Origin of the sequence: Aeromonas sp. 600479, from assembly GCF_049175515.1 — a bacterium.
GTDB lineage: Bacteria > Pseudomonadota > Gammaproteobacteria > Enterobacterales > Aeromonadaceae > Aeromonas > Aeromonas veronii_A.
This window is the reverse complement of the sequence record NZ_JAAKVF010000008.1, coordinates 138,980-163,023: the sequence shown is the minus strand read 5'-3', so window position 1 is coordinate 163,023 and position 24,044 is coordinate 138,980. Positions and strand designations below refer to the sequence as shown.

The 24,044-nt window shown below is 61.3% G+C and carries 19 protein-coding genes, 1 tRNA gene and 2 rRNA genes; 18 read left to right on the top strand and 4 right to left on the bottom strand.

What is annotated here, in order from left to right; all coding sequences use genetic code 11:
• The first annotated feature begins 166 nt into the window (after window positions 1-166).
• The 10 genes from rrf (G5149_RS11010) to G5149_RS10965 all read left to right on the top strand — a co-directional run bounded on the left by rrf (G5149_RS11010) (window position 167) and on the right by G5149_RS10965 (window position 10,346).
• Window positions 167-281, top strand: a 5S ribosomal RNA gene (gene rrf / locus G5149_RS11010).
• Window positions 282-327: 46 nt separating this feature from the next.
• Window positions 328-403, top strand: a tRNA-Thr gene (locus G5149_RS11005).
• Between the two features lie 27 nt (window positions 404-430).
• Window positions 431-545: ribosomal RNA gene (rrf, locus tag G5149_RS11000) — 5S ribosomal RNA — on the top strand.
• Between the two features lie 165 nt (window positions 546-710).
• Window positions 711-1,676 carry a transcriptional regulator EbgR gene (gene ebgR / locus G5149_RS10995; RefSeq protein WP_216979859.1) on the top strand — a complete coding sequence of 322 codons (966 nt, stop codon included), beginning with the start codon at window positions 711-713 and terminating at the stop codon, window positions 1,674-1,676.
• A gap of 321 nt (window positions 1,677-1,997) precedes the next feature.
• On the top strand, window positions 1,998-5,072 hold the full coding sequence (gene ebgA / locus G5149_RS10990) for a beta-galactosidase subunit alpha (RefSeq protein ID WP_421212440.1): 3,075 nt from the start codon (window positions 1,998-2,000) through the stop codon (window positions 5,070-5,072).
• On the top strand, window positions 5,069-5,524 hold the full coding sequence (locus G5149_RS10985; protein WP_043851543.1) for a beta-galactosidase subunit beta: 456 nt from the start codon (window positions 5,069-5,071) through the stop codon (window positions 5,522-5,524). Before ebgA ends, G5149_RS10985 begins: the two co-directional genes overlap by 4 nt.
• Before the next feature lie 103 nt (window positions 5,525-5,627).
• The gene (locus tag G5149_RS10980) at window positions 5,628-7,073 is read left to right on the top strand and encodes an amino acid permease (protein ID WP_421212439.1); all 1,446 of its coding nucleotides are present in this window, start codon (window positions 5,628-5,630) and stop codon (window positions 7,071-7,073) included.
• A gap of 76 nt (window positions 7,074-7,149) precedes the next feature.
• The gene (locus tag G5149_RS10975; RefSeq protein WP_216979861.1) at window positions 7,150-7,488 is read left to right on the top strand and encodes a tRNA-binding protein; all 339 of its coding nucleotides are present in this window, start codon (window positions 7,150-7,152) and stop codon (window positions 7,486-7,488) included.
• Window positions 7,489-7,654: 166 nt separating this feature from the next.
• A complete protein-coding gene (locus tag G5149_RS10970) occupies window positions 7,655-9,100 on the top strand; it encodes an amino acid permease (RefSeq protein ID WP_204477881.1) in 1,446 nt (481 codons plus the stop codon).
• A gap of 295 nt (window positions 9,101-9,395) precedes the next feature.
• On the top strand, window positions 9,396-10,346 hold the full coding sequence (locus tag G5149_RS10965) for a bile acid:sodium symporter family protein (RefSeq protein ID WP_421212438.1): 951 nt from the start codon (window positions 9,396-9,398) through the stop codon (window positions 10,344-10,346).
• Between the two features lie 79 nt (window positions 10,347-10,425).
• On the opposite strand, the gene ovoA is transcribed toward G5149_RS10965, so the two are convergent.
• Window positions 10,426-12,576, bottom strand: a complete 2,151-nt coding sequence (ovoA, locus tag G5149_RS10960; protein WP_421212437.1) for a 5-histidylcysteine sulfoxide synthase — start codon at window positions 12,574-12,576, stop codon at window positions 10,426-10,428.
• Between the two features lie 364 nt (window positions 12,577-12,940).
• On the opposite strand from ovoA, the gene G5149_RS10955 reads away from it, so the two are divergent.
• On the top strand, window positions 12,941-13,663 hold the full coding sequence (locus G5149_RS10955; RefSeq protein WP_421212436.1) for a head GIN domain-containing protein: 723 nt from the start codon (window positions 12,941-12,943) through the stop codon (window positions 13,661-13,663).
• A gap of 50 nt (window positions 13,664-13,713) precedes the next feature.
• On the opposite strand, the gene fghA is transcribed toward G5149_RS10955, so the two are convergent.
• Both fghA and G5149_RS10945 read right to left on the bottom strand, forming a co-directional pair.
• Complete coding sequence (gene fghA / locus G5149_RS10950) at window positions 13,714-14,550, bottom strand: S-formylglutathione hydrolase (RefSeq protein WP_421212435.1); 837 nt, start codon at window positions 14,548-14,550, stop codon at window positions 13,714-13,716.
• A gap of 48 nt (window positions 14,551-14,598) precedes the next feature.
• Window positions 14,599-15,726 carry an S-(hydroxymethyl)glutathione dehydrogenase/class III alcohol dehydrogenase gene (locus G5149_RS10945; protein WP_150995541.1) on the bottom strand — a complete coding sequence of 376 codons (1,128 nt, stop codon included), beginning with the start codon at window positions 15,724-15,726 and terminating at the stop codon, window positions 14,599-14,601.
• 120 nt (window positions 15,727-15,846) lie between these two features.
• Between G5149_RS10945 and G5149_RS10940 the strand changes: the two genes are divergently transcribed.
• Entirely contained in the window at window positions 15,847-16,752 is a 906-nt protein-coding gene (locus G5149_RS10940) for a LysR substrate-binding domain-containing protein (protein WP_159142822.1), read from the top strand.
• Window positions 16,753-16,864: 112 nt separating this feature from the next.
• Here the strand turns inward: G5149_RS10940 and G5149_RS10935 are convergent, their stop codons facing one another.
• Window positions 16,865-17,728: a YicC/YloC family endoribonuclease gene (locus tag G5149_RS10935; protein ID WP_005342032.1), complete on the bottom strand. Its 864-nt coding sequence runs from the start codon at window positions 17,726-17,728 to the stop codon at window positions 16,865-16,867.
• A 147-nt stretch (window positions 17,729-17,875) separates the two neighbouring features.
• Between G5149_RS10935 and rph the strand changes: the two genes are divergently transcribed.
• The 6 genes from rph (at window position 17,876) to G5149_RS10905 (ending at window position 23,896) form a co-directional block, all read left to right on the top strand.
• On the top strand, window positions 17,876-18,592 hold the full coding sequence (gene rph / locus G5149_RS10930; protein ID WP_005339589.1) for a ribonuclease PH: 717 nt from the start codon (window positions 17,876-17,878) through the stop codon (window positions 18,590-18,592).
• Window positions 18,593-18,666: 74 nt separating this feature from the next.
• Window positions 18,667-19,320 (top strand): orotate phosphoribosyltransferase, encoded by a 654-nt coding sequence (gene pyrE / locus G5149_RS10925; RefSeq protein ID WP_421212434.1) that lies wholly within the window; start codon window positions 18,667-18,669, stop codon window positions 19,318-19,320.
• A 180-nt stretch (window positions 19,321-19,500) separates the two neighbouring features.
• Window positions 19,501-21,930, top strand: a complete 2,430-nt coding sequence (locus G5149_RS10920; RefSeq protein WP_421212433.1) for a heavy metal translocating P-type ATPase — start codon at window positions 19,501-19,503, stop codon at window positions 21,928-21,930.
• Window positions 21,931-22,320: a Cu(I)-responsive transcriptional regulator gene (gene cueR / locus G5149_RS10915; RefSeq protein ID WP_005356117.1), complete on the top strand. Its 390-nt coding sequence runs from the start codon at window positions 21,931-21,933 to the stop codon at window positions 22,318-22,320.
• A 127-nt stretch (window positions 22,321-22,447) separates the two neighbouring features.
• Window positions 22,448-23,602, top strand: coding sequence for a GGDEF domain-containing protein (locus G5149_RS10910; protein WP_005339596.1), 1,155 nt, complete (start codon window positions 22,448-22,450; stop codon window positions 23,600-23,602).
• Between the two features lie 30 nt (window positions 23,603-23,632).
• Complete coding sequence (locus tag G5149_RS10905; RefSeq protein ID WP_005339598.1) at window positions 23,633-23,896, top strand: YihD family protein; 264 nt, start codon at window positions 23,633-23,635, stop codon at window positions 23,894-23,896.
• Window positions 23,897-24,044: the final 148 nt, after the last annotated feature.

The following is a 24,044-nucleotide window of genomic DNA, read 5'->3' as shown; positions in this document are numbered from 1 at the left end:
GATGCATTGAGCTAACCCGTACTAATTACCCGTGAGGCTTAACCATACAACACCCAAGAAGTGTTCTAAGGCTTGTAGCAAACCTAAGCGAACTACTAATTCAGTGATAACGACAAGCCACAAGCAACATCGTTATTCACGTCAGCTTTCTGGATTGAAGAATTTGCCTGGCGGCCATAGCGCCGTGGAACCACCTGATCCCATGCCGAACTCAGAAGTGAAACGCGGTAGCGCCGATGGTAGTGTGGCATTCGCCATGCGAGAGTAGGACACTGCCAGGCACCCAATTTCAAGATTACGCCCAGCGTGGTCTTTACCGGTTAGTGTGCTGATATGGCTCAGTCGGTAGAGCGCATCCTTGGTAAGGATGAGGTCCCCAGTTCGATTCTGGGTATCAGCACCATTTTTAAGCTAGTTTTAAAAGCTTTTGCCTGACGGCAATAGCGCCGTGGAACCACCTGATCCCATGCCGAACTCAGAAGTGAAACGCGGTAGCGCCGATGGTAGTGTGGCATTCGCCATGCGAGAGTAGGACACTGTCAGGCACCTATTTAGAAGAGGCCTCCCATTTGGGAGGCCTTTTTGCATTTCTGCGTTCCCAAAATCTGCACCGCCGCCGGCATTTTAGTAAAAGTGCTGGGCTATCAAGGTATTGCCCGTTACTCTTTAGCCGTTACCGATTAACACGTGATGCTGCCAGCGAGGTATTGATGGCTACGTTGAAGGAAATTGCACAGGAGGCGGGGGTTTCGCTCGCGACGGTATCCCGGGTGCTGAACGAGGATCCCAGCCTGAGCGTCAAGGAAGAGACCAAGCAGCGGATCTTCGAGATTGCCGAACGGCTGGAGTACAAGACCAGCAGCGCCCGCAAGGGGGTACACAAGAGCAAGCTGCACTTTCTGGTGGTCTATGCCTATCCCCAGAGTACCGAGGTCAACGACCCTTACTATCTCGCCATCCGTTATGGTATCGAGACCCAGAGTGCCCGCCTCAATATCGAGCTGACCCATCTCTACAACTGTGGTGAAGGGCGTGAATTGAGCGCCGTGGATGGCATTCTGGTGGTCGGCACCCTCACGTCCGAGCGTCTGGCCCAACTCAGGGCTTGTTCCAGCCAGCTGGTGTTTGTCGACTGCCGTTCACCGGGAGAGTTCGACTCGGTCGATGTGGATCTTGCCCTGATCAGCCAGCAAGTGGTTGATTACTTTATCGCGCAGGGGCATCAGCGCATCGGTTATATCGGTGGCCAGGATGAGAATCCGGATCTGCGTGAATTGGCCTTCCGCGATTATGGCCAGCGGCTGGGGGTGGTGCAGGAGAGCGATCTCTATCGCGGCGACTTCTCCAGCGCCTCCGGCTACCAGTTGGCGAAGGAGATGCTGGCAGGGGATTGGCCCAAGGCGCTGTTCGTCGCCTCCGACTCCATCGCCATTGGTGTGCTGCGTGCCATTCATGAGAAGGGACTGGCGATTCCCCAGCAGATCGAGCTTATCAGCGTCAACGATATTCCGACCGCCAAGTTCACCTTCCCGCCGCTCTCCACGGTGCGGATCCACTCTGAGTTGATGGGCTCCCAGGGGGTCAATTTGCTGGTTGAGCGGCTGCGAGACGAGCGTGATATTCCACTCCGGGTGCTGGTACCGAGCAAGTTGACCCTGCGCGGCACCACTCGCTGATTTTAGTAAAACACTCTGCTTTTTAGTCGTGCCATCTTGCGGTGGTGCGACTCCTCTCCCAAGCAAACCTCTTTCCCATATCATCCAACAACTTCATATCATATTGTTTTATAGTTGATTTTATTGCTAATCAGCCAGCTGCCATCAACATCCATGCCACTCATCCATATCTTGCCCTCCTTTATCTCCCGCTTCTGATCTCGCTCACAAAACCATCTGTTCATTGTGATCAGGTTAAAACTTTACCAATCCCAAGCTGATATTTAGTAAATGTTTATCTAAAGTTTACCCAGTTAACGTTGCCTTGTTCCGGGAGGACATGTGAATAACTGGGAAAACGTCCAATTCGTTGGTGAAAACAGGCTGGCCCCGCGCGCCTACTTCTTCTCTTATGCCGACCACGCGCTGGCGGCCACCATGCAGCGCGAGCTGAGCCGCCGTTTTCTGAGCCTTGGCGGCCAGTGGCAGTTTCACTACTTCGACCACCCCCTGCAGGTGCCGGAGGCCTTCTATCACAGCCCTATGAGCGATTGGGGCCAGATCACCGTGCCCAACATGTGGCAGATGGAAGGACATGGTCAGCTGCAGTACACCGACGAAGGTTTTCCCTTCCCCATCGATGTGCCCTTTGTGCCGACCAACAACCCCACCGGCGCCTATCAGCGTAGCTTCACGCTGAGCCCGGCTTGGGACGGCGAGCAGGTGATCATCAAGTTTGACGGGGTGGAGACCTACTTCGAGGTCTATGTGAACGGCCACTATGTCGGCTTCAGCAAGGGGAGCCGCCTCACCGCCGAGTTCGATATCAGCGCCTACGCCAAGGTTGGCGAGAACCTGCTGTCAGTGCGGGTGATGCAGTGGGCCGACTCCACCTATATCGAAGATCAGGACATGTGGTGGATGGCGGGGATCTTCCGCGACGTCTATCTGGTGGGCAAACCGGCCGCCCATGTGCAGGACTTCTTCATCCGCACCGCGCTGGCCGATGACAATCAGAGTGCTACCCTGAGCTGCGATATCCAGCTCGAGAACCTGGGGGCGGCCGCCCGTGATCACCGTCTGGTCTGGTCCCTGCTGGATCAGGGCAGCGAGATCGCCAGCGGCTCCCTCGACCATCTCGCCATCGACGGCAAGTGTGATTGCCACTTCACGCTGGATCTGGCCAACCCCCATCTGTGGAGCGCCGAAGACCCTTACCTCTACCAGCTGCAACTCTCCCTCTACAACGGTCGGGGTGAGCTGCTGGAAGTGATCCCGCAGCGGGTCGGGGTGCGTGAAATCAAGGTCAAGGATGGCCTCTTCTACGTCAACGGCCACTACCTCAAGCTGCACGGGGTGAACCGTCACGACAACGACCACCTCAAGAGTCGCGCGGTCGGCATGGATCGGGTGGAGCGCGATATCGTGCTGATGAAGCAGCACAACCTCAACTCGGTGCGCACTGCCCACTACCCGAACGACCCGCGCTTCTACGAGCTGTGCGACCAGTACGGCCTGTTCGTGATGGCGGAGACCGACGTGGAGACCCACGGCTTTGCCAACGTCGGCGATCTCAGCCGCATCACCGATGACCCCTTCTGGGAGCCGGTGTTCGTGGATCGCATAGAGCGCCACGTGCACGCCCAGAAGAACCACCCCTCCATCATCATCTGGTCACTCGGCAACGAATCCGGCTACGGCTGCAACATCAGGGCCATGTACCAGCGCTGCAAGGCGATCGACCCGACCCGGCTGGTGCATTACGAAGAGGATCGCGATGCCGAGGTGGTGGACGTGGTTAGTACCATGTATTCCCGCGTCTCCCAGATGAACTGCTTTGGCGAGTTCCCGATGGCGAAGCCGCGCATCCTCTGCGAATACGCCCACGCCATGGGCAACGGCCCGGGTGGCCTGAGCGAATACCAGCAGGTGTTCGACCGTCATCCCCACATTCAGGGTCACTACATCTGGGAGTGGTGCGATCACGGCATTCTGGATCAGGACGAGCAGGGCCGCCCCGTCTACAAGTACGGCGGCGACTACGGCGACTACCCCAACAACTACAACTTCTGCATGGATGGCCTCATCTATCCGGATCAGACCCCGGGGCCTGGCCTGCGTGAATACAAGCAGGTGATCTGCCCGGTCAAGGTGCGGGCGCTGGATCTGGCGAGCGGCAAGCTGGCGGTGGAAAACCGCTACTGGTTCTCCACTCTCGACGATATCCGCCTGCTGGTCGAGGTGAAGGCCGAGGGCGAACTGCTGGCCAGCCAGCAAATCCGGCTGGAAGGGGTGGCTCCCGGTGCCACCACTGAGCTGCAGCTCGAACTGCCATCCCTCGATGGGCGGGAAACCTTCGTCCAGCTGCGGGTCATCAAGGCCACCGCCACCCGCTATAGCGCGGCGGAGCACGAACTGGGCCAGTACCAGTTCCAGCTGAAGGCATCGACTCGCCAGCTGCAGCCCTTTGCCAACCCCAACGCCACTCCGTTGCATATCGCCGACGAGCGCCTCGACCTGACCTTGAGCGGAAGCGGCTTTGCCCTGCGCTTCTCGCGCCTCGACGGCAAGCTGGTGAGCTGGCAGCAGGATGGCAATGAGCTTATCGAGCGCTCGCCGCGCCTCACCTTCTTCAAGCCGATGATCGACAACCACAAGCAGGAGTACGAGAGCCTGTGGCACCCGAACCACCTGCAGATCATGCAGGAGCACTTCCGCACCTTAAGCTGGCGCCAGCTGGGTGACGCGGTCGAGGTGACGGTCGAGAGCCTGATCGCGCCGCCGGTGTTCGACTTCGGCATGCGCTGCCGCTACGTCTACACTCTGAGCCCGAACGGCCAACTGCACGTGGCGCTCTCCGGCCAGCCCTACGGCGGTTATGACGACATCATCCCCAAGATCGGCTTCGAGCTGGGCATTCGTCAGGATCTCGACCGGGTGCACTACTACGGCATGGGCCCGGGCGAGAACTATCAGGACAGCCGCCAGAGCAACTGGATCGACAGCTTCCAGAGCACAGTCAGCGAGATGTGGGAGCACTACCCCTTCCCGCAGGACAACGGCAACCGCCAGCAGGTGCGCTGGGCGACCCTGACCAACCGCCACGGCGCCGGTCTCTACGTGCGACCCGATGCCCCCATCAATCTGAGCGTCTGGCCCTACAGCTGGGAGCATATCCACGCGGCGCAGCACATCAACGAGCTGGAACCGAGCGGTTATCTCACCCTCAATCTGGATCACAAGGTACTGGGGCTGGGTTCCAACTCCTGGGGCTCCGAGGTGCTGGACTCCTGGCGGGTGCGCTTCGAGCCGTTCAGCTTCGGCCTGACCCTGCTGCCCATCGCCCGTGGCAACCTCAATCCGGCTGCGCTGGCCGGGCTCGATCTCACCATCAACGGCGGGAGGAACCTCGCATGATCACCCTGGACAACCTGACCCTGTTCAAAAACATCTACCGGGAGGGCAAGAAGTGGGGCCGCTGCGTGGAGGCCATCAACAACCTGCCGAACCTCAAACCCGGCATCTGCCACTCCATCGGAGACTCCCTCACCTACCGCTTGCAGGAGGGGGCCAGCCCTGCCACCTCACTGTTCGAGGGGCAGCGCCGCTACTTCGACGTCCACTACTACCTGGAAGGGGAAGAGACGGTGGAGTGGGCTGCCAAGAGCGAGCTGGCGGTCGAGCAGGCTTACGACGACACCACAGACCGCGAGTGGCTGGCTGGCGAGGTGCGTGAGCGCCAGCAGGTGGGCAACGGGCAGGTGGTGATCTTCGAGAACGACGAGGCCTACCGATTCGTCGGCGACGGGCCGGTGCGCAAGGTGATCATCAAGGTCACCGTCGAAGGCGGCTACTTCAAAAACAAATAACAAGCCGCCGGTTCTGCACTGACAAAAGCCGGAAGGGCGGGGCTCACCCTACAAATCATGCCCCGCCCTTTCGCGGCAATAACTACAGGTCTGGAGATGCACCATGTCTGATTCCAAACGCAATACGATAGGCAAGTTTGGTCTGCTGTCGCTCACCTTCGCGGCGGTATTCAGCTTCAACAACGTCATCAACAACAACATCGAGATCGGTCTGGCCTCCGCCCCGATGTTCTTTCTGGCCACCATTTTCTACTTCATTCCGTTTTGCCTGATCATTGCGGAATTTGTGTCACTGAACAAAAACTCCGAAGCGGGGGTGTATGCCTGGGTGAAGAGTTCCCTCGGCGGTCGCTGGGCCTTTATCTCCGCCTACACCTACTGGTTCGTGAACCTCTTCTTCTTCACCTCGCTGCTGCCGCGGGTTATCGCCTACGCCTCCTATGCCTTCCTCGGCTATGAGTACATTCTCACCCCGGTGGCGACCACGGCATTGAGCATGGTGCTGTTCGCCTTTGCAACCTATGTCTCCACCAACGGTGCCAAGATGCTGGGCCCCATCACCTCGGTGACCTCGTCCCTGATGCTGCTACTGACCCTCTCCTACATTCTGCTGGCGGGTGCGGCACTGGTGGGCGGCGTACAGCCAGCCGACCCCATCACGGTAGAGGCCATGGTCCCCGACTTCAGCTGGGCCTTCCTCGGCATCACCACCTGGATCTTTATGGCGGCCGGTGGCGCCGAGTCTGTGGCGGTCTACGTCAATGACGTGAAGGGCGGCTCCAAATCCTTCGTGAAGGTGATCATCGTCGCCGGGATCTTTATCGGGGTGCTCTACTCCATCGCATCGCTGTTGATCAACGTGTTCGTTCACAGCGACACCCTGAAATATACCGGCGGTTCGGTGCAGGTGTTTGAAGGGCTGGCGGCCTACTTCGGCCTGCCGGAGATCCTGATGAACCGCTTCGTCGGGCTGGTCTCCTTTACCGCCATGTTCGGCTCCCTGCTGATGTGGACCGCTACCCCGGTGAAGATCTTCTTCTCCGAGATCCCGGCCGGTATCTTCGGCAAGAAAACCGTCGAGCTGAACGAGAACGGCGTGCCCGCCCGTGCAGCCTGGATCCAGTACCTCATCGTGCTGCCGCTGATGGTGATCCCGACCCTGGGCTCCAACACAGCGCAGGATCTGATGAACACCGTCATCAACATGACCGCCGCCGCTTCCATGCTGCCGCCGCTGTTCATCATGCTGGCCTACCTCAATCTGCGTCTGAAGCTCGATCACCTGCCGCGGGATTTCAGGATGGGTTCGCGCACCACCGGCATCGCCGTGGTCTCGGTGCTGATCGCCATCTTTTCGGTGGGCTTCCTCGCCTCCACCTTCCCGACCGGTGCCGACATCATGACCATCATCTTCTACAACGTCGGCGGGATCGTGATTTTCCTCGGCTTCGCCTGGTGGAAATACAACAGATACGAGGCCTCCCTCAGCGCCGAGGCGCGAGCGAAAGAGGCTCAGCCGGCGGCGCAGGTTGCCATGCAGACGCCATAGGCACTGTATTGAATCCCAATCAAACCGGGTGGCCGTTGGCCACCCGCAAACCGTTGAACCAGAAAAGGAAAAGAGAATGAGCGAGACGATCGAGTTTGCCGAATTCAAACGGGTCGAGATGAAGGTGGGCAAGGTGCTGGCGGTGGTGCGTCACCCCGGGGCCGACAAACTCTACATCGTCCAGATCGACGTGGGTGGCGAGCGGCCGCTGCAGACTGTCACCAGTCTGGTGCCTTACTACAGCGAAGAGGAGCTGATGGGCAGCGAGGTGGTGGTACTGACCAACCTCAAGCCCACCAAAATGCGCGGTGAGCGATCCGAGTGCATGTTGCTGTGCGCCGAGACCCCGGACGAGAGCCAGAGCGTGCTGCTGCAACCGCGGGTGCCGATGGCGCCGGGCACTCCGATCGTCTGAATGGTATTGCGAGCCGGTGCGGGAGACGGTACCGGTTCAGCAACGAGGCCGTGCACGCGGCCCGATCATAACAAGAGAGTAAAGCGCGGGGCCGACAGACCCTTGCCGAACACATCACAGAGTCACCGCGTTACCCGCAGGGAGCGCGAGTCCACTGGAGGACACCATGTCTGAATCCGTACGCGGCACCATAGGCAAGTTTGCCCTGTTGTCGATGACCTTTGCCGCCGTGTTCAACGTGCGCAACATCGTCAACAACAACATCGAGCTGGGGCTCAGCTCCGCCCCTATCTTCCTGCTGGCGACCATCGTCTACTTCATTCCGTTCGTCTTCATCATTGCCGAGTTCGTCTCTGCCAATAAAAACTCCGAGTCGGGGATGTACGACTGGCTTAAAAAACCGCTCGGCACCCGGATGGCCTATCTGGGCTCGTTTCTCTACTGGTTCGTAAACCTGTTCTGGTTCGTCTCCCTGCTGCCCAACGTCATCGCCTACGCCTCCTACGCCATGCTGGGCTATGAGTACAGCTTCTCGCCCATGGTCACCTCGATCATCTCCATCGTGCTGTTTGCGGCGGCGACCCACATCTCCACCAAGGGGGCGAGCTGGCTCGGCAAGATTGCCGAAATAGTGGCCTACGGTGTATTTGCCCTGTTCGCCATCTATGTGCTGGGCGCCCTGATGGCTCTGAGTGGCGATCATGTGCCGGCCCAGCCCATCACGTTGGAGGCGATGACTCCCACCGTCAACTGGGCGACGCTGGGTATCATGTGCTGGATCTTCCAGGCGGCGGGCGGTGCCGAGACCGCAGCGGCCTACCTCAATGACGTGAAGGGCGGCCAGAAGTCCTTCATCAAGGTGATCATCAGTGCGGGTATCGTCATCGGTGCCATGTATGCGGTCGGTTCCCTGTTGGTGAACGTGTTCGTGCCGCGCGAGAGCCTCACCTATGCCGGCGGCATGGTGGAGATCTTCACCGGCATGGCCCAGTATTTCGGGCTCTCCGAGGCGCTGGTGGGCCGCTTCGTCGGCGTGGTGCTGTTCATCGCCATGTTTGGTTCCATGATGATGTGGACTTCGGCGCCGGTGAAGATCCACTTCTCAGAGATCCCGCAGGGGGTTTACGGCGAGAAGACCACCCAGCTCAACGAGCACGGCGTGCCGGTGCGCGCCGCCTGGTGGCAGTTTGTCTTCGTGTTCGCGATGCTGGTGGTCAACGGCTTCGGCTCCGAGTCGGTGCAGCAGATGATGAACACCGCCATCAACCTCACCGCCGGTACCGCCATGTTGCCGCCGATCTTCATCATGGTGGCCTACTTCGTGTTCCGCTGGAAACATGACGACACCCCCCGCGACTTCCGCATGGGGTCGCGCAAGTTCGGGATGGGCGTGGTATCGGTGCTGATCGCCATCTTCGTGGTGAGCATGAGCGCCTCCGCCTTCCCGGCCGGGGTGGATCTGGTGCGCGCCTTCTTCATCAACGTCTTTATGACTGCGGTCTTCTCGGCGCTGGCCTACTGGTGGATCTCCCGTTTCGAGAAGCGGCAGGCCCGCATGCTCGGCGGCAATGAGAAGAAAACCGGCAACGGCACGCTGGCCAGCCAGCGCTGATCGGCTGAGTGAAAAAACGGAACGGGCGGCCTTGGTCGCCCGTTTTTTTATCCATTTTTAGCCGTTTGGGAGCTGTCAGGGCCGTTTCATCGTCAACTTTTGCTGCTCGATATGGCGAGGGCGTTAAGCATTGATGAACAATTATTCGCCGCTCAACTTTGCGCCTCTCCGTTATCGGGGTAAGCTGGAGATTCGTTTTAGCGGGAGGTGCCAGACATCTCCCGCTCTGTTTCTTGTCCTCCCCAATCCTGACTGCCGCCACGGTTGCAGGATGCCCTTCTGATGGAGACCTTTCGTGCGTCTGGATCCCTTTACTGTTGTGCTGATTGCGGTGGTCACCCTGGCCTCCCTCTTTCCCTGCGAGGGGCAGGTGGCCGTCTGGTTCGGTCTGCTGACCAAGCTGGCGGTGGCGCTGCTGTTCTTCATGCATGGCGCCAAGCTGTCGCGCCAGAACCTGCTGGCGGGCCTCGGTCACTGGCGGCTCCATCTGGTGGTGATGCTCAGCACCTTCGTGCTGTTTCCGCTGCTGGGGCTGCTGCTCACCCCACTGGTGCCGAGCTGGCTGAGCCCGGCCATCTACCTCGGCTTCCTCTATCTCTGCGCCCTGCCTGCCACCGTGCAGTCGGCCATCGCCTTTACCTCGATGGCGGGGGGCAATGTGTCGGCGGCGGTGTGCAGCGCCTCGGCCTCCAGCATCCTCGGTATCTTCCTCTCGCCGGTGCTGGTGGGGATGATGATCCACGTGCAGGGGGAGGGGATCGACACCTGGCACTCCATCCAGTCCATCATGATGCAGCTGATGCTGCCGTTCGTGGTAGGCCACCTGTCGCGCCCGCTCATCGGTCGCTGGGTCGACAGCCATCGCCCGCTCATCGGCAAGCTGGATCAGAGCTCCATCCTGCTGGTGGTCTACGTCGCCTTCAGCGAGGCGGTGGTGCAGGGGATTTGGCATCAGGTAGGTTGGTACGATCTGGCCAGTATCGTGCTGCTGAGCTGCGTATTGCTGGCGCAGGTGCTCTGCTGGAACGTCTGGATCAGCCGCCGCCTCGGCTTCGACAAGGCGGACGAGATCACCATCGTTTTCTGCGGCTCCAAGAAGAGTCTTGCCAACGGGGTGCCGATGGCCAACGTCATGTTCCCGGCCGCCAGCGTCGGGGTGATGGTGCTGCCGCTGATGATCTTCCACCAGATCCAGCTGATGGTCTGCGCCGTGCTGGCACGCCGCTATCACGAGCAGGGGCATTGATACTCGCGCCGTTTTGACTGCCATAACAAGAGGGAGGCCCGTTGGCCTCCCTCTTCTCATCTGCATGCTGACCGGCGTGCTAGCGTTTGCGCCAGACGGTCAGCTGCGCCACCGTGTGCTGGTATTTGCGGGCGGTCTCGCGGATGACGAAAGGCACATCCCGGGGTGGGCAGTGCTCCTCGAACTCCGCCGCCAGCAGCCGTTGCAGCGCCTGATAGGTGGTGAGCGCCTCGCCGTTTTCGCGAATGCCGCCGAGCCAGTTGGCGGGCGGGGTATATTCCGCCAGCCAGGTATAGGGGCTGGTGAGCACCAGCAGGCCACCGCTGCGCAGCCGCGGGGCGATATCCCGCAGGAAGCGGGCGGGCTCTCGCAGCCGGTCGATGAGGTTGGAGGCGAGCACCAGATCGTAGTGGTCATATTTGGGCTTGAGGTTGCAGGCATCCCCCTGACTGAAGTGGATGCGCTCAGCCTGACTCGCCCCCAGCCCGTGGCTCGACAGGCGTGCCTCGCAATACTCCACCAGTTCACCCTCCAGCGGAATGGCGTAGCGGAAGCTGTCCTGACTGGCGAGGGCCAGCGCCACATCGATGAAGCGGGCCGAGTAGTCCACCCCGTCCACATGCTGGAAGTAGCGGGCCAGCTCGAAGCTGGCGCGGCCGGTGGCGCAGCCGATATCCAGTGCCCGCTGGTGGTTGCTGCAGAGCTCGCCAGCAAGTTCGGCAAGCGTTTTGGCGTAGTTGGCTACCCCGAAGTGGCTCGGGCCGTACTGGAAGTCGAGATACTGAGCGACCAGCGTGTCGGTTTCATAGGGATTCACGATAACGGGTTCCTGATAACGGGAGACCAGATAGCGGAAACCCGCATGCTGGAAGAAGTGACGCCGGAAGGCATAACGGGATGATTTGAGCGCTTCGTTACCCGTGCTGATCCAGCTGCCGCCCTTGATCAGGGTGTGCTTGCCATCAAAGGTGGGGGTGGAGAAGTCGTCGTAGAGCGGGTGGATTTTAAAGCCGTCGAAGCCATCGATGGCGGTGCTGGTCCACTGCCAGACATTGCCCACCAGATCGAAGAACTCCCCTTGCGGGCAGGCATCCACCGGGCAGGAGGAGGCGCAACGGGCCAGATTGATATTGCCGGGTGCCTCCGTCCAGTCCGGCTGATCGCCGGGTAGCTGCTCGCGCAGCAGCATCCACTCCGCCTCGCTCGGCAGCTGGATGGGGAGTCCGGTCCGGGCCGCCTGCCAGCGACAGAAGGCAGCCGCCTCCAGCTGATTCACCTCGACCGGCCAGTCCCATGGCATGGCGATCTGCTCGGTCATCAGCCGCAGCTGCAACTGCCCGGGTTCGGCGGGGTCGCCGACCCAGAAGGTGGGCATCTGCGCCTTGGCGTACTGGCACCAGCCCCACCCCTCCTCATCCCACCACTGTTGCTGGCCGTAGCCGCCCGCCTGGACGAAGGCGAGGTACTCGGCGTTGCTCACCAGCATGCGGCTGGCCTGAAACGGGGCCAGCTCGATATGGCGCTCGCCATATTCGTTGTCCCAGCCGTAGGTGGCGTCCTGCTTGCCAAGGCGCACCTTGCCGCCGGCCACCGGCAGCAGGCTGTTGGTGGGCACCTGATCAATGCGGTGGCGGGCTTCGGTACAGGCGGGCCAATAAGGCTGCGGCCGCACCCAGGCGAGCGGCAACTGGCGGATCAGCACGCTGGAGGTCTCGAGGTGGATGCGCTCGTGCTCTATCCCCATCAGGATCACCCAGGCTGGGCTCTGCCAGTCGATGGGCAGGGTGAGCGGCATCTGGCGAATGAAATCGCACACCAGCGTACGGACTTTGGCCCGATAGCTGTGCAGCTCGCTGACCTTGGGCCAGTCGTAGTGGGTCTCGTCCAGATCGTCCCAGCTCATCTCGTCCACCCCGATGGCGAGCATGGCCTCGATGCGGGCATCCAGCCGCAGATCGATCAGGCGTGCCGCCAGCAGCTTGTTGATAAAGAAGGCGGCGGTGTGGCCGTAGTAGAAGATGAGCGGATGGCGCAGGGGGATCGCCTTGTTGAACCAGGCCCTCTCATCGGCCAGACAGTCGAACAGCGAGTCGTAGAGATCGAAGGTCTGGCAGAAGTAGGCGAGCAGCTCGCGCCGTTTCTGCTCGGGATCGCTGCCGGTCAGCAGCGGGGTGCGAGTCGGTTCCGGCAGACCGGTGGCGGTGGCATAGAGAGGGCTTGCTTGGGTCACGCTCTGGCTCCTTGTTGGCAGTGAAGACTGACAAGACAGTGGTAATGACATTACCGCAATGGAGAGCTTGGTACGCACGAAGTACCACTATTGGCTCAACAGACCGGCAGGGCAATCAAAAACTTCCACGGGCTGTCAGCATAGTGACCCCGCGAACGGCTCGCCAATCGGCCATTCAGCTACCCGTTCGGGGATGGTCAGATTCGCCAGATTATGGTCTGAATGACTCTCTGTTTGCTGTAATTATGTGGAGTTGAAATGGATATCTTCTTGTAAATCATGCAGTTGATTAACTGGCACAGGCTTTGCGATGGATGCTGACCAAGGGGCCGCGACTGGCCAATACACAATGAGGAGAGTGGCGATGAAATGGATGATGGGCGTGGTGCTGGCGGTCGGGCTCAGCGGGTGCAGCTGGCTGGATGATACCCGAGTGAGCGGGGCGGGGGCCGTGATCGAGCAGCAGCACGGGATGGGCCGGCAGGTGACCCGGGTGCTGGCCGGGGTGCCTGCCACCCTCCATCTGGTCGCGGGGGAGCCGCGCGGCATCCTGATCAAGGGGCAGGAGAACCTGCTGCCCTATCTGGAGCTGACCGAGAGCGGCTACAAGCTGGAGATCGAGGTGAAGGAGGGTTACCGGCTCGATCCTACCGAGCCGCTGGAGCTGACCATCACCTTGCCGGTGTTGAACGAACTGGCATTGGCCGGGACCGGCAACGGCGATCTGAGCGGCTTCAAGGGGGATGAGCTGGTGCTGTCGGTGGCCGGTACCGGTGACATCGTCGCCAGTCAGCTGGAGCTGAAACGGCTGGAAGGGAATATCGCTGGCACCGGCAGTCTGGAGCTGGGCAGCGGTTCGGCGCAGGCCATCGAGCTGAACATTGCCGGTGCTGGCGATGTGCTCGGGAGCGAGATGCGCGGCAAGGAGGTAGAGGTCAACATCGCCGGCAGCGGTGATGTGGCTGTGCGGGCGCAGGAGACGCTGAAAGTCGGCATCGCCGGCTCAGGCAACATCGCCTACTGGGGCGATCCCAAGGTGGAGCAGCAGATCGCAGGCTCCGGCGGGGTGACCAGAGCGGGCAGCTGAAGCCAACCGATCACCACAACTGAAACAGGCCCGTGACGGGCCTGTTTTGATCAGAGGTGGCGGGCGTGAAAGCGCAGGTGCGCCTCGATAAAGCTCGCCACGAAGTAGTAGCTGTGGTCATAGCCCTCGTGGCGGTTGAGCTCCAGTGGCCACTCCTTGCTGGCGGCCACTTCGGCCAGCGCATCGATATGCAACTGCTCGGCGAGGAAGGGATCATCCAGCCCCACATCCACCAGGGTGGGTAGCGGCGTGACCGGCTGGTGGCGCAGCAGCTGGCAGGCATCCCACTCCTGCCACAACAAGGGATTGCTGCCGAGGTAGGCGCCGAGCGCCTTCTGGCCCCAGGGGCTGCGGCTAGGGTGGCAGATCGGGCTGAACGCCGAGACCGAGCGGTAGCGACCGGGCTCCCGCAACGCGGCGATCAGCGCCCCGTGACCCCCCATGGAGTGGCCGCTGATGGCGCGGCGGGTCGAGACCGGGAAGTGGGTCTCTATCACATCGGGCAGCTCGCGGGTGACGTAGTCATACATCTGGTAGTGTGCCAGCCAGGGGCTCTGGCTGGCATTGACGTAAAAACCTGCCCCCATGCCGAGGTCATAACCGGGATCGTCGGACACGCCGTCGCCGCGGGGGCTGGTGTCCGGCGCCACCAGGGCGATGCCCAGCTCGGCGGCAATGCGCTGGGCACCCGCCTTCTGCATGAAGTTCTCATCGGTGCAGGTGAGGCCGCTGAGCCAGTAGAGCACGGGCACCTTCTGGCCGGTGAGGGCCTGAGGCGGCAGATAGATGGCAAAATTCATCTCGCAGCCGAGCACGCTGGCGTGGTGGCGATAGCGCTTGTGCCAGCCGCCGAAGCTCTTGTTGCTGCTGATAATCTCCAGATTCATCGAAGGACTCCTGCACCCCGTCCACGATGGCGGGCGGGGTGATCATGCTCAGTAGTGGATGACGGTGCGGATGCTCTTGCCTTCGTGCATCAGATCGAACGCCTCGTTGATCTGCTCAAGCCCCATGGTGTGAGTGATGAAGTCATCGAGGCGGAACTCACCCTGCATGTAGCGCTGCACATAGCTCGGCAGTTCGCTGCGACCGCGTACCCCGCCGAAGGCGCTGCCGCGCCAGACCCGACCGGTCACCAGCTGGAACGGACGGGTACTGATCTCCTGACCCGCTCCGGCCACGCCGATGATGACCGACTCGCCCCAACCCTTGTGGCAGCACTCCAGCGCCGCACGCATCACCTTGACGTTGCCGATGCACTCGAACGAGAAGTCGACGCCGCCGTCGGTCAGCTCGACGATCACCTCCTGAATCGGTTTGTCGTAGTCGTTCGGGTTGATGCAGTCGGTGGCGCCCAGCTTGCGGGCCAGTTCGAACTTGCTCTCGTTGATGTCGATGGCGATGATGCGACCGGCCTTGGCCAGACGAGCCCCGATCACCGCCGAGAGGCCGATGCCGCCCAGCCCGAAGATGGCGACGCTCTCACCCTCTTTCACCTTGGCGGTGTTCATCACGGCGCCGATGCCGGTGGTGACGCCGCAACCGAGCAGGCAGACCTCTTCCAGCGGGGCGGCCGGGTCCACCTTGGCGATGGAGATCTCCGGCAGTACCGTGTATTCGCTGAAGGTGGAGGTGCCCATGTAGTGATAGATGGGCTGGCCATCTTTCGAGAAGCGGGTGGTACCGTCCGGCATCAGCCCCTTGCCCTGGGTGGCGCGGATCTTCTGGCAGAGGTTGGTCTTGCCGGATTTGCAGAATTTGCACTCGCCGCATTCGGGGGTGTAGAGCGGGATCACGTGATCGCCCACCTTGACGCTGGTGACCCCTTCGCCGACCGATTCGACGATGCCGCCCCCCTCGTGACCGAGAATGCAGGGGAAGACCCCTTCCGGATCTTCACCGGAGAGGGTGAAGGCATCGGTGTGGCAGACGCCGGTCGCGACGATGCGCACCCGCACCTCGCCCGCTTGTGGCGGCATGACCTCGATCTCTTCGATGGAGAGGGGCTGACCCGGGCCCCAGGCGATGGCGGCTTTACACTTGATGCTTTGAACCTGTGCCATGAATGACATCCTTCTTGTTGAGCAGGGTGAACAGAGATGAGTTCGGACATTCAGTGTAGTTTCCCGCCGATTTGGTGATAATGAGGGAAAATCTCAAATCACTTTTACACATAGGTAATAATGTTCGGCTGGGAAGGGATCTGTGAATTTGTCAGCGTGGCGGAGCAGGGGGGCTTTACTCCGGCGGCACGCAAGCTGGGAGTATCGGTGGCGCAAGTGAGCCGTCAGGTGGCGCAGCTGGAGGATCGGCTGCAGGCCAAGCTGCTGCTGCGCACCACCCGTCAGGTGCGGCTCACCGAGCTCGGCGAGATCTACTATCGCCACTGTCGTCAGCTGCTCGACAACCTCTACGAGGCGGAGCTGGCGGTGGGGCGCCATCAGGCGGTGCCGCAAGGCACCCTGCGCATCACGGCCCCCGTCTCCTACGGCGAGAGCCGCATCGCCCCGCTGGTGAACGACTTCATGGTGCGTTTCCCCCAGCTGGAAGTGACCCTCAACCTCACCAACCAGCTGCTGGATCTGGTGCACGAGGGCTACGATCTGGCGCTGCGGCTCGGCCATCTCAAGGATTCGACGCTGGTGGCGCGCAAGCTGGCGCAGCGGGTGCCCTATGTCTGCGCCTCACCGGCCTACACCGCTCGCCACGGCATGCCCAACAGCCTCTCCGAGCTGACCCGCCACACCTGTCTGGTGGGCAACGGCGACGAGTGGCACTTTACCCTTGATGGCCGCCCCCACAGCGTGCGGGTGCGCGGCTTGCTGCAGTGCAACAGTGGCCACGCCCTGCTGGATGCGGCGCTCAAGGGGATCGGCATTATCCAGCTGCCGGACTACTACGTGAGCGACCATCTGGCCCGAGGTGAACTGATCGAGTTGCTGCCTGAACTGCGGGCCCCGGCGGAGGGGATCTGGGCCCTCTATCCCCATAACCGCCACCTCTCCCCCAAGGTGCGGCTGCTGGTGGACTACCTCGCCGAGCGGCTGAGCGACCCGCACCAACCGGCGCTGGTGATGCCGATAGGCTAGGGCTTCTCTCGCTCGTTGGCTCACTGGTGGAAATCTCATGGCCTGAAAATAAAAGAGCCCTTGAGGAGTCAAGGGCTCTTTTGCAGGCAACAACCGGATAGTCAGCGACTCATCACTCGATGTTTTGAATTTGCTCGCGCATCTGCTCGATGAGGACTTTCAGCTCGACGGCGGACTGGGTCACTTCAGCGTTGATCGACTTCGAACCGAGCGTGTTCGACTCGCGGTTGAACTCCTGCATCATGAAGTCGAGACGGCGACCACAGGCGCCACCCTTCTTCATGATCTTGTTGGTTTCGCTGATGTGCATCTCCAGACGATCCAGCTCTTCGGCCACGTCGATCTTCTGGGCCAGCAGCACGATCTCCTGTTCGATGCGGGCCGGATCCAGCTCCACCTTGGCTTCGGCCAGACGGTCGGTGAGCTTCTGGCGCTGCCACTCGATGATCTGCGGCAGATGGACGCGCACCTTCTTCACTTCCACCTGAATACCGGCCAGACGCTGCTCGATCAGCGCTTTGAGGTTGGCCCCTTCGCTGGCGCGGGAGGCGAGGAAATCTTCCATGGTCTGGTCAAACCCGCCGAGCAGCTCGGTGGCGACCGCGTCCATGTCCTGCTCGGCGGCAGCCATCACACCTGGCCAGCGCAGCACGTCGACCGGATTGAGCTGGCCCTGGCCCGCCTCTTTCATGACCCAGCTGGCGCTGTCGATGATCAGCTTGGCCAGCTCTTCATTGATGTGCAGCTGGCTGGCAGCGGCCTGAGCGGCCTCGAAACGCAGGTTGCACTCCACCTTGCCGCGCTGCAGCTTGGCGCGGAAACGCTCACGCAGTACCGGCTCCAGGCTGCGCAGTTGCTCCGGCAGGCGAATGTAGGTTTCCAGATAGCGCTGGTTGACCGAACGAATTTCCCAAACGGCTGTGCCCCAGTCGCCCTTGAATTCCTTGCGGGCGTAGGCGGTCATGCTGTGAATCATTGATTGTTCCGGGCTTGATGAAGTGTGCGGCCAGTATACTCAGCCCGGCCCTGCTCGTCAGCCGATGCCGTGGTTTTAGCGGCTGATATTTGGGGCGGGATCACTTATAATCCCCCGCCAATTTGAGCCAGCCCAGAGGTCCGTTCCATGTCACGTCCAAGCGATCGCAGTGCCGCGCAACTTCGCCCGGTTACCATTACCCGCAATTTCACCAAACATGCAGAAGGCTCAGTGCTGGTGGAGTTCGGTAACACTCGCGTGCTCTGCACCGCCAGCGTCGACACCAGCGTGCCGCGCTTCCTGAAAGGGAAGAATCAGGGCTGGGTCACCGCCGAGTACGGCATGCTGCCGCGCTCCACTCACTCCCGGATGAACCGCGAAGCGGCCTCCGGCAAGCAGAGTGGCCGCACTCTGGAGATCTCCCGTCTGATCGCCCGCTCCCTGCGCGCGGCGGTAGACCTGACTGCGCTGGGCGAGCACTCCATCACAGTTGACTGTGACGTGCTGCAAGCCGATGGCGGCACCCGCACCGCCTCCATTACCGGTGCCTGTGTGGCGCTGGTGGATGCGCTGAACTGGATGGTGGAGAAGGGCATGATCAAGCAGAGTCCGCTCAAGCAGATGATCGCCGCCGTTTCCGTCGGCATGTATCAGGGCGAAGCCATCTGCGATCTGGAGTACATCGAAGACTCCGCCGCCGAGACCGACATGAACGTGGTGATGACCGAAGATGGTCGCATCATCGAGGTGCAGGGCACCGCGGAGGCCGAGCCCTTCACCCATGAAGAGCTGCTGGAGATGCTGGCGCTCGCCAAGGGCGGCATCGCCGACATCATTGCGCTGCAGAAGCAGTCGCTCTCCTGATTTTAAAAACGCGGCATTGACCGCGTTTTTTATACCCCCACACAAGACAACGACAAGCCAAGCAAGGAGCCAGAATGAAAGCCTACCAGCGTCAATTTATCGAGTTCGCCCTGGAGAAACAGGTTCTCAAATTCGGTGAATTTACCCTGAAATCCGGTCGTAAAAGCCCCTACTTCTTCAACGCCGGTCTGTTCAACAGCGGCCGCGATCTGGCCCGTCTCGGCCGCTTCTATGCCGCCGCCCTGATGGATGCCGGCATCGAGTTCGATGTGCTGTTTGGCCCGGCCTACAAGGGGATCCCCATCGCTTCCGCCACCGCCGTGCAGCTGGTGGAGCAACACGATGTGGATGTGCCCTGGTGCTTCAACCGCAAGGAGGCCAAGGAGCACGGCGAGGGTGGCAATCTGGTGGGCAGCCCGCTCAAGGGGCGCATCATGCTGGTGGACGACGTTATCACCGCCGGCACCGCCATCCGTGAATCCATGGATCTGATCCAGGCCAACGGCGCCTCGCTGGCGGGCGTGCTGATCGCGCTGGACCGTCAGGAGAAGGGCAAGGGCGAGCTCTCCGCCATTCAGGAGGTGGAGCGTGACTACGGCGCCCACATCATCGCCATCATTCAGATGAGCGACCTGATTGCCTATCTGGAAGAGAAGCAGGCCGAGCAGCCGGATCTGGCGGCGCAACTGGCTGCCATGAAGGCTTACCGCGCCCAGTACGGTATCTGAGTCGCAGTTCACACCGCACAATAGTTGAAGGCGGCGCCCGTTGGCTCTCTGGCAGCAAACGGGCGCCGTTTTTTTCATCTGCAAAAAGTGGATCATGTGGCTTGAGTTTACCCTTACGGTAAAGGTTAGGGTTTGCCAGTCGGCGTTTTGTGGTGCCGACGGGTTCCGGGGAGGAACAACATGACCACTCATCTTCAATCACCCATTCATCTGCAATTGCCGCTCAGCGGCATGAGCTGCGCCAACTGCGCAGGCCGCATCGCAGCCAGTCTCAACAAACTCGACGGGGTATCGGCCACCGTCAACTTCGCGCTGGAGCAGGCTGCCATCGAGCTGGCCAGCCCCGATCGCCTGCCTGCGGTGCTCGACAGCATCAAGAGTCAGGGTTACGACTACGGCAGCGAGACCATCCAGTTTCAAATCACCGGCATGACCTGTGCCGGTTGCTCGGCTCGGCTGAACAAGATGCTGGCCGCGCTGCCCGGCGTTATCTCGGCCGAGGTCAACTTCTCCATCGAGCAGGCCCGGATCGTGCTGGTCCCCGGGATGCAGACCCCGGCCGCTTTGCGTGAGCAGATCGAAGCGCTCGGCTTTGGCGCCCAGCTGGCACAGGGTTCGGCCAGCGGCCGTCGCCAGCAATTGCTGGAGCGGGAAGCGCAGGAGGCCGCCAGCGCCCGTCAGGCGCAGACCCGGGTCATCGTCTCGGCTTTGCTCACCTTGCCGCTGCTGGTGGGGATGCTGGCCATGGCCGGGTTGTTCCCCTGGCATCTGCCCGCCTGGCTGGAGCTGCTGCTCGCCACCCCGGTGCAGTTCTGGGTAGGCAGACGCTTCTATCGCGGCGCCTGGCTCGCCATCAAGAACCGCTCCGCTAATATGGATGTGCTGGTGGCAACCGGTACCAGCGCCGCCTACTTCTACAGCCTCTATTTGCTGCTCAACCTGGGGATGGCCGCCAGCGGCAAGCTCTATTTCGAGGCGAGCGCCATCATCATTACCCTGATCTCCCTCGGCAAGTTGCTGGAGGCTCGGGCCAGACGCAGCACTCAGTCCGCTATTCGCGAACTGATGGCGCTGCGGCCGGAAACCGCCACCGTCTGGCGTGGTGAGAGCTGGCAGAGCGTCGCCATCGACGAGGTGCTGCGCGGCGATCGGCTGCGGGTGCTGGTGGGTGAGCGGGTGCCGGTGGATGGCAAAATCGTGAGCGGCGCCAGCGAACTGGACGAGTCGATCCTCACCGGCGAGAGCCTGCCGGTGCCGCGCGGTGAAGGCGACAAGGTGTTGGGCGGCGCTATCAACCGCTCCGGCGTGCTGGAGATCGAGGCCACTACCGTGGGGGAGGACTCCAGTCTCAGCAAGATCATCGCATTGGTGGAGAGCGCCCAGATGGGCAAGGCCCCGCTGCAACAGCTGGTGGACAAGGTCTCCGCCGTGTTCGTGCCGGTGGTGATGGCCATCGCCCTGTTCACCCTGCTGGTGTGGTACGCCATCAGCAACGACTTCGGTCAGGCGCTGCTGGCAGCGGTGGCGGTGCTGGTGATCGCCTGCCCCTGTGCGCTGGGGCTGGCGACCCCTGCCGCCATCGTCACTGGCACCGGGGTGGCGGCGCGCCACGGCATTCTGATCAAGGATGTCGATACCCTGCAGAAGGCCCACGCCATCAAGGCGCTCATCTTCGACAAAACCGGCACGCTCACTCAGGGCAAGCCGGTACTGGCTAGCTGGAGCGGCAATGACGAGCAGTTGCATCTGGCCGCCGCCCTGCAGCAGGCGAGCGAACACCCGCTGGCGCTGGCGATGCGCGAGGCGGTCGGCAGCGGGGTGGCACTGCCTCAGCCCGACGTGGTCGAGGTGCGGGTCGGTGCCGGTATTGTCGGTCAGGTGGCGGGCCACAGGGTCGCCATCGGCAATAGCTCCCTGCTGGCCCAGCTGGGCATTGATCAGCCGCAACAGGATGAACAAGCCGCCGATGGCGCGACCCGGGTTTGGGTGGCCATCGACGGCGTGGTGGCTGGTATCGCGGCGCTGGCTGATACCCTGCGCCCCGAGAGTCCGGAAGCCATCGCCACCCTGCGCCAGCGCGGCATTGCCAGCTGGTTGGTGAGCGGCGACGCGCCGGCCCCCGTGGCCCATATCGCTGCCAAGCTGGGACTGGACGGGGCCTTTGACTCCGTGTTGCCAGCCGGCAAGGTGGAGAAAGTGGAGGCGCTGCGGGCGCAAACCCGCGGGCTGGTGGCCATGGTGGGTGACGGGGTGAACGACGCCCCGGCGCTGGCGGCGGCAGATGTCGGTATCGCCATGGGCTCCGGCTCCGATGTGGTGATGGAGACCGCCTCCATCACCCTGATGCGATCCGACCCGCGGCTGGTGGCCGATGCCATCGACATCTCGGCGGCCACCTGGCGCACCATACAGCAGAATCTGTTCTGGGCCTTCGTGTTCAACATCATCGGCATTCCGCTGGCGGCACTGGGCTACCTGAGCCCCGAGCTGGCGGGGGCTGCCATGGCCCTGAGCAGCATCACTGTTTTGAGCAATTCCCTGTTATTGAAACGCTGGCAGCCCAGGGCGGCGCACGGGCCAGCATCCAACCCGATCAATAAGGAGGCATAAATGAACATCAGCAAGGTTGCCAAGGCCACGGGACTGACCGCCAAGACCATCCGTTACTACGAGAGCATCGGCCTCATCACTGCCCCGGTACGCAGTGACAACGGCTATCGCAGTTACACCGAGGGGGCGTTGCGCGAGCTGCGTTTCGTCAAACGGGCGCGGGAGACCGGCTTCAATCTGGAGGAGTGTCAGGAGCTGCTGGCGCTCTATCGGGACGAGCATAGAACCAGTGCCCAGGTGAAGAAGCTGGCGCAGGAGAAGATCGTCGATCTGCGCGCCCGCATTGCCGGCTTGCAGGCCATGCTTACCTCCCTGGAAGGGTTGGTTTGCTGCTGCCACGGGGATGAAAATCCCGAGTGCCCGATCCTCGACGAATTGGAGAAGGGGTGAGCAAGGACTCACCTGCCAGCGCAGAAGAAATCGTTGTTGATTGATTAACTTCTTAATAAGCGGCGCTTTATTGTTGCGGGTCAGGGGGTAATGGTAGACTGCTCGGCTCTTGTACAGGAGTACTCAGTTGACCCAGAGTGTGACACGCCAGGTTAAGCAGGCCATCATGGCCCAGCTCTATACCCATGCATCGTTCAGCCTCCCCTGTTTGGGCGTGTTGGCATTTGGCTGGAGTCTGCTGTTTCACGACTATCTACCCGCCATCGAAGCGCTCGGTTGGCTGGCAGGCACTTTCCTGTGGTTGCTGGGTCGGGGCTGGCACCTGCGCTGGCGTCGAGCCCGCCTGCACCAGACTCCGTTGCCGGTGCTGGAGCGGGAGCTCTTTATCGGAGCAACCATCACCTCCATCATCTGGGCCCTCGGGGTGCTGCTCTACATGGACAAGCTGCCCGATACCTACCGGGCCGCCATGATGATGCTCTCCAGCCTCATTCTTACCGGTAGCGCCATCATGCTGTTTGGCAGCCGCCGCACCCTCTATGGTTCCGCCCTGCCGCTGGGCATGGCGATGCTGTTCGAGCTGGGCAATGGCAACGAGCAGGAGCGGATTGTCTCCTGCATGCTGGCGGGCTATCTGTTTGTCTTTCTGCCGACCCTGTTGCGCCGGATGCGGCGGGATCAGATCGCCTCGCTCCACCACCGTTTCTCCAACGCCGAGCTGGTGGCCGAACTGAAGGCGGTCTCCGAGCATTTGCGCCTCACCTCCCGCCTCGACGGCCTGACCGGCATCGCCAACCGCGCCCATCTCGACGACTCTCTGGAGCGGGCCTGGCGGCGCTGCCATCGCGCCCGGGCGCCGTTGTCGCTGGTGCTGGTGGATGTGGATTACTTCAAGCAGTTCAACGATCTCTACGGCCATCAGCTGGGGGATGACTGCCTGCAACAGGTGGCGGGGCTGCTGGCCGAGGTGGAGCGGCGCGAGGACGATCTGGCGGCCCGTTACGGGGGCGAAGAGTTTGCCTTGCTGCTGCCCTGCACCGGCATGCAGGGGGCGTTGCAGGTGGCGGACAATGTGCGGCAGGCGCTCAAGGAGCTGGCCATCCCGCACCAGAAGTCACTGGTCTCCGGTCGGGTCACATGTAGTTTTGGTGTTGCGACACTGATACCGGACAACAGCATGAAAATCGCCGATTTGATCCAAAAAGCGGATGCGGCACTCTATCAGGCCAAGCATAATGGGCGGGATCGAATCGAAGTAGCCTTGATGGGTAAGGTTGCCTGAATTTAACGTGACAGATTAAAGAGGTTGTCTATGCAATGTCATCGTATCGAAGAGCTGCTGGAGTTGTTGCAGCCTGCCTGGATCAAGGAACAGGATCTCAGCCTGGTGCAGTTTGTTGCCAAACTGGCCCAAGAAGCGGGATTTGAAGGGCCTCTGTCCGAGCTGACCGACGACATGCTGATCTATCACCTCAAAATGCGGGAATCCGACAAGCAGGCGATGATCCCCGGTCTGGCCAAGGATCATGTGCCCGATTTCAAAGAGGCGCTGCTCAAGGCGCGCGGAATCAAGTGAATCTTTATCAGAAGCGCATCACCTCGGGGTGATGCGCTTTTTTGTTGCCGAAAATTGCGATCCAACCCCAATATTAGATACATCTAATCCACACAATTAGCATGCTGTTTAAGATATAATCCGCTCCATAACAAATAAGGGAGCGATG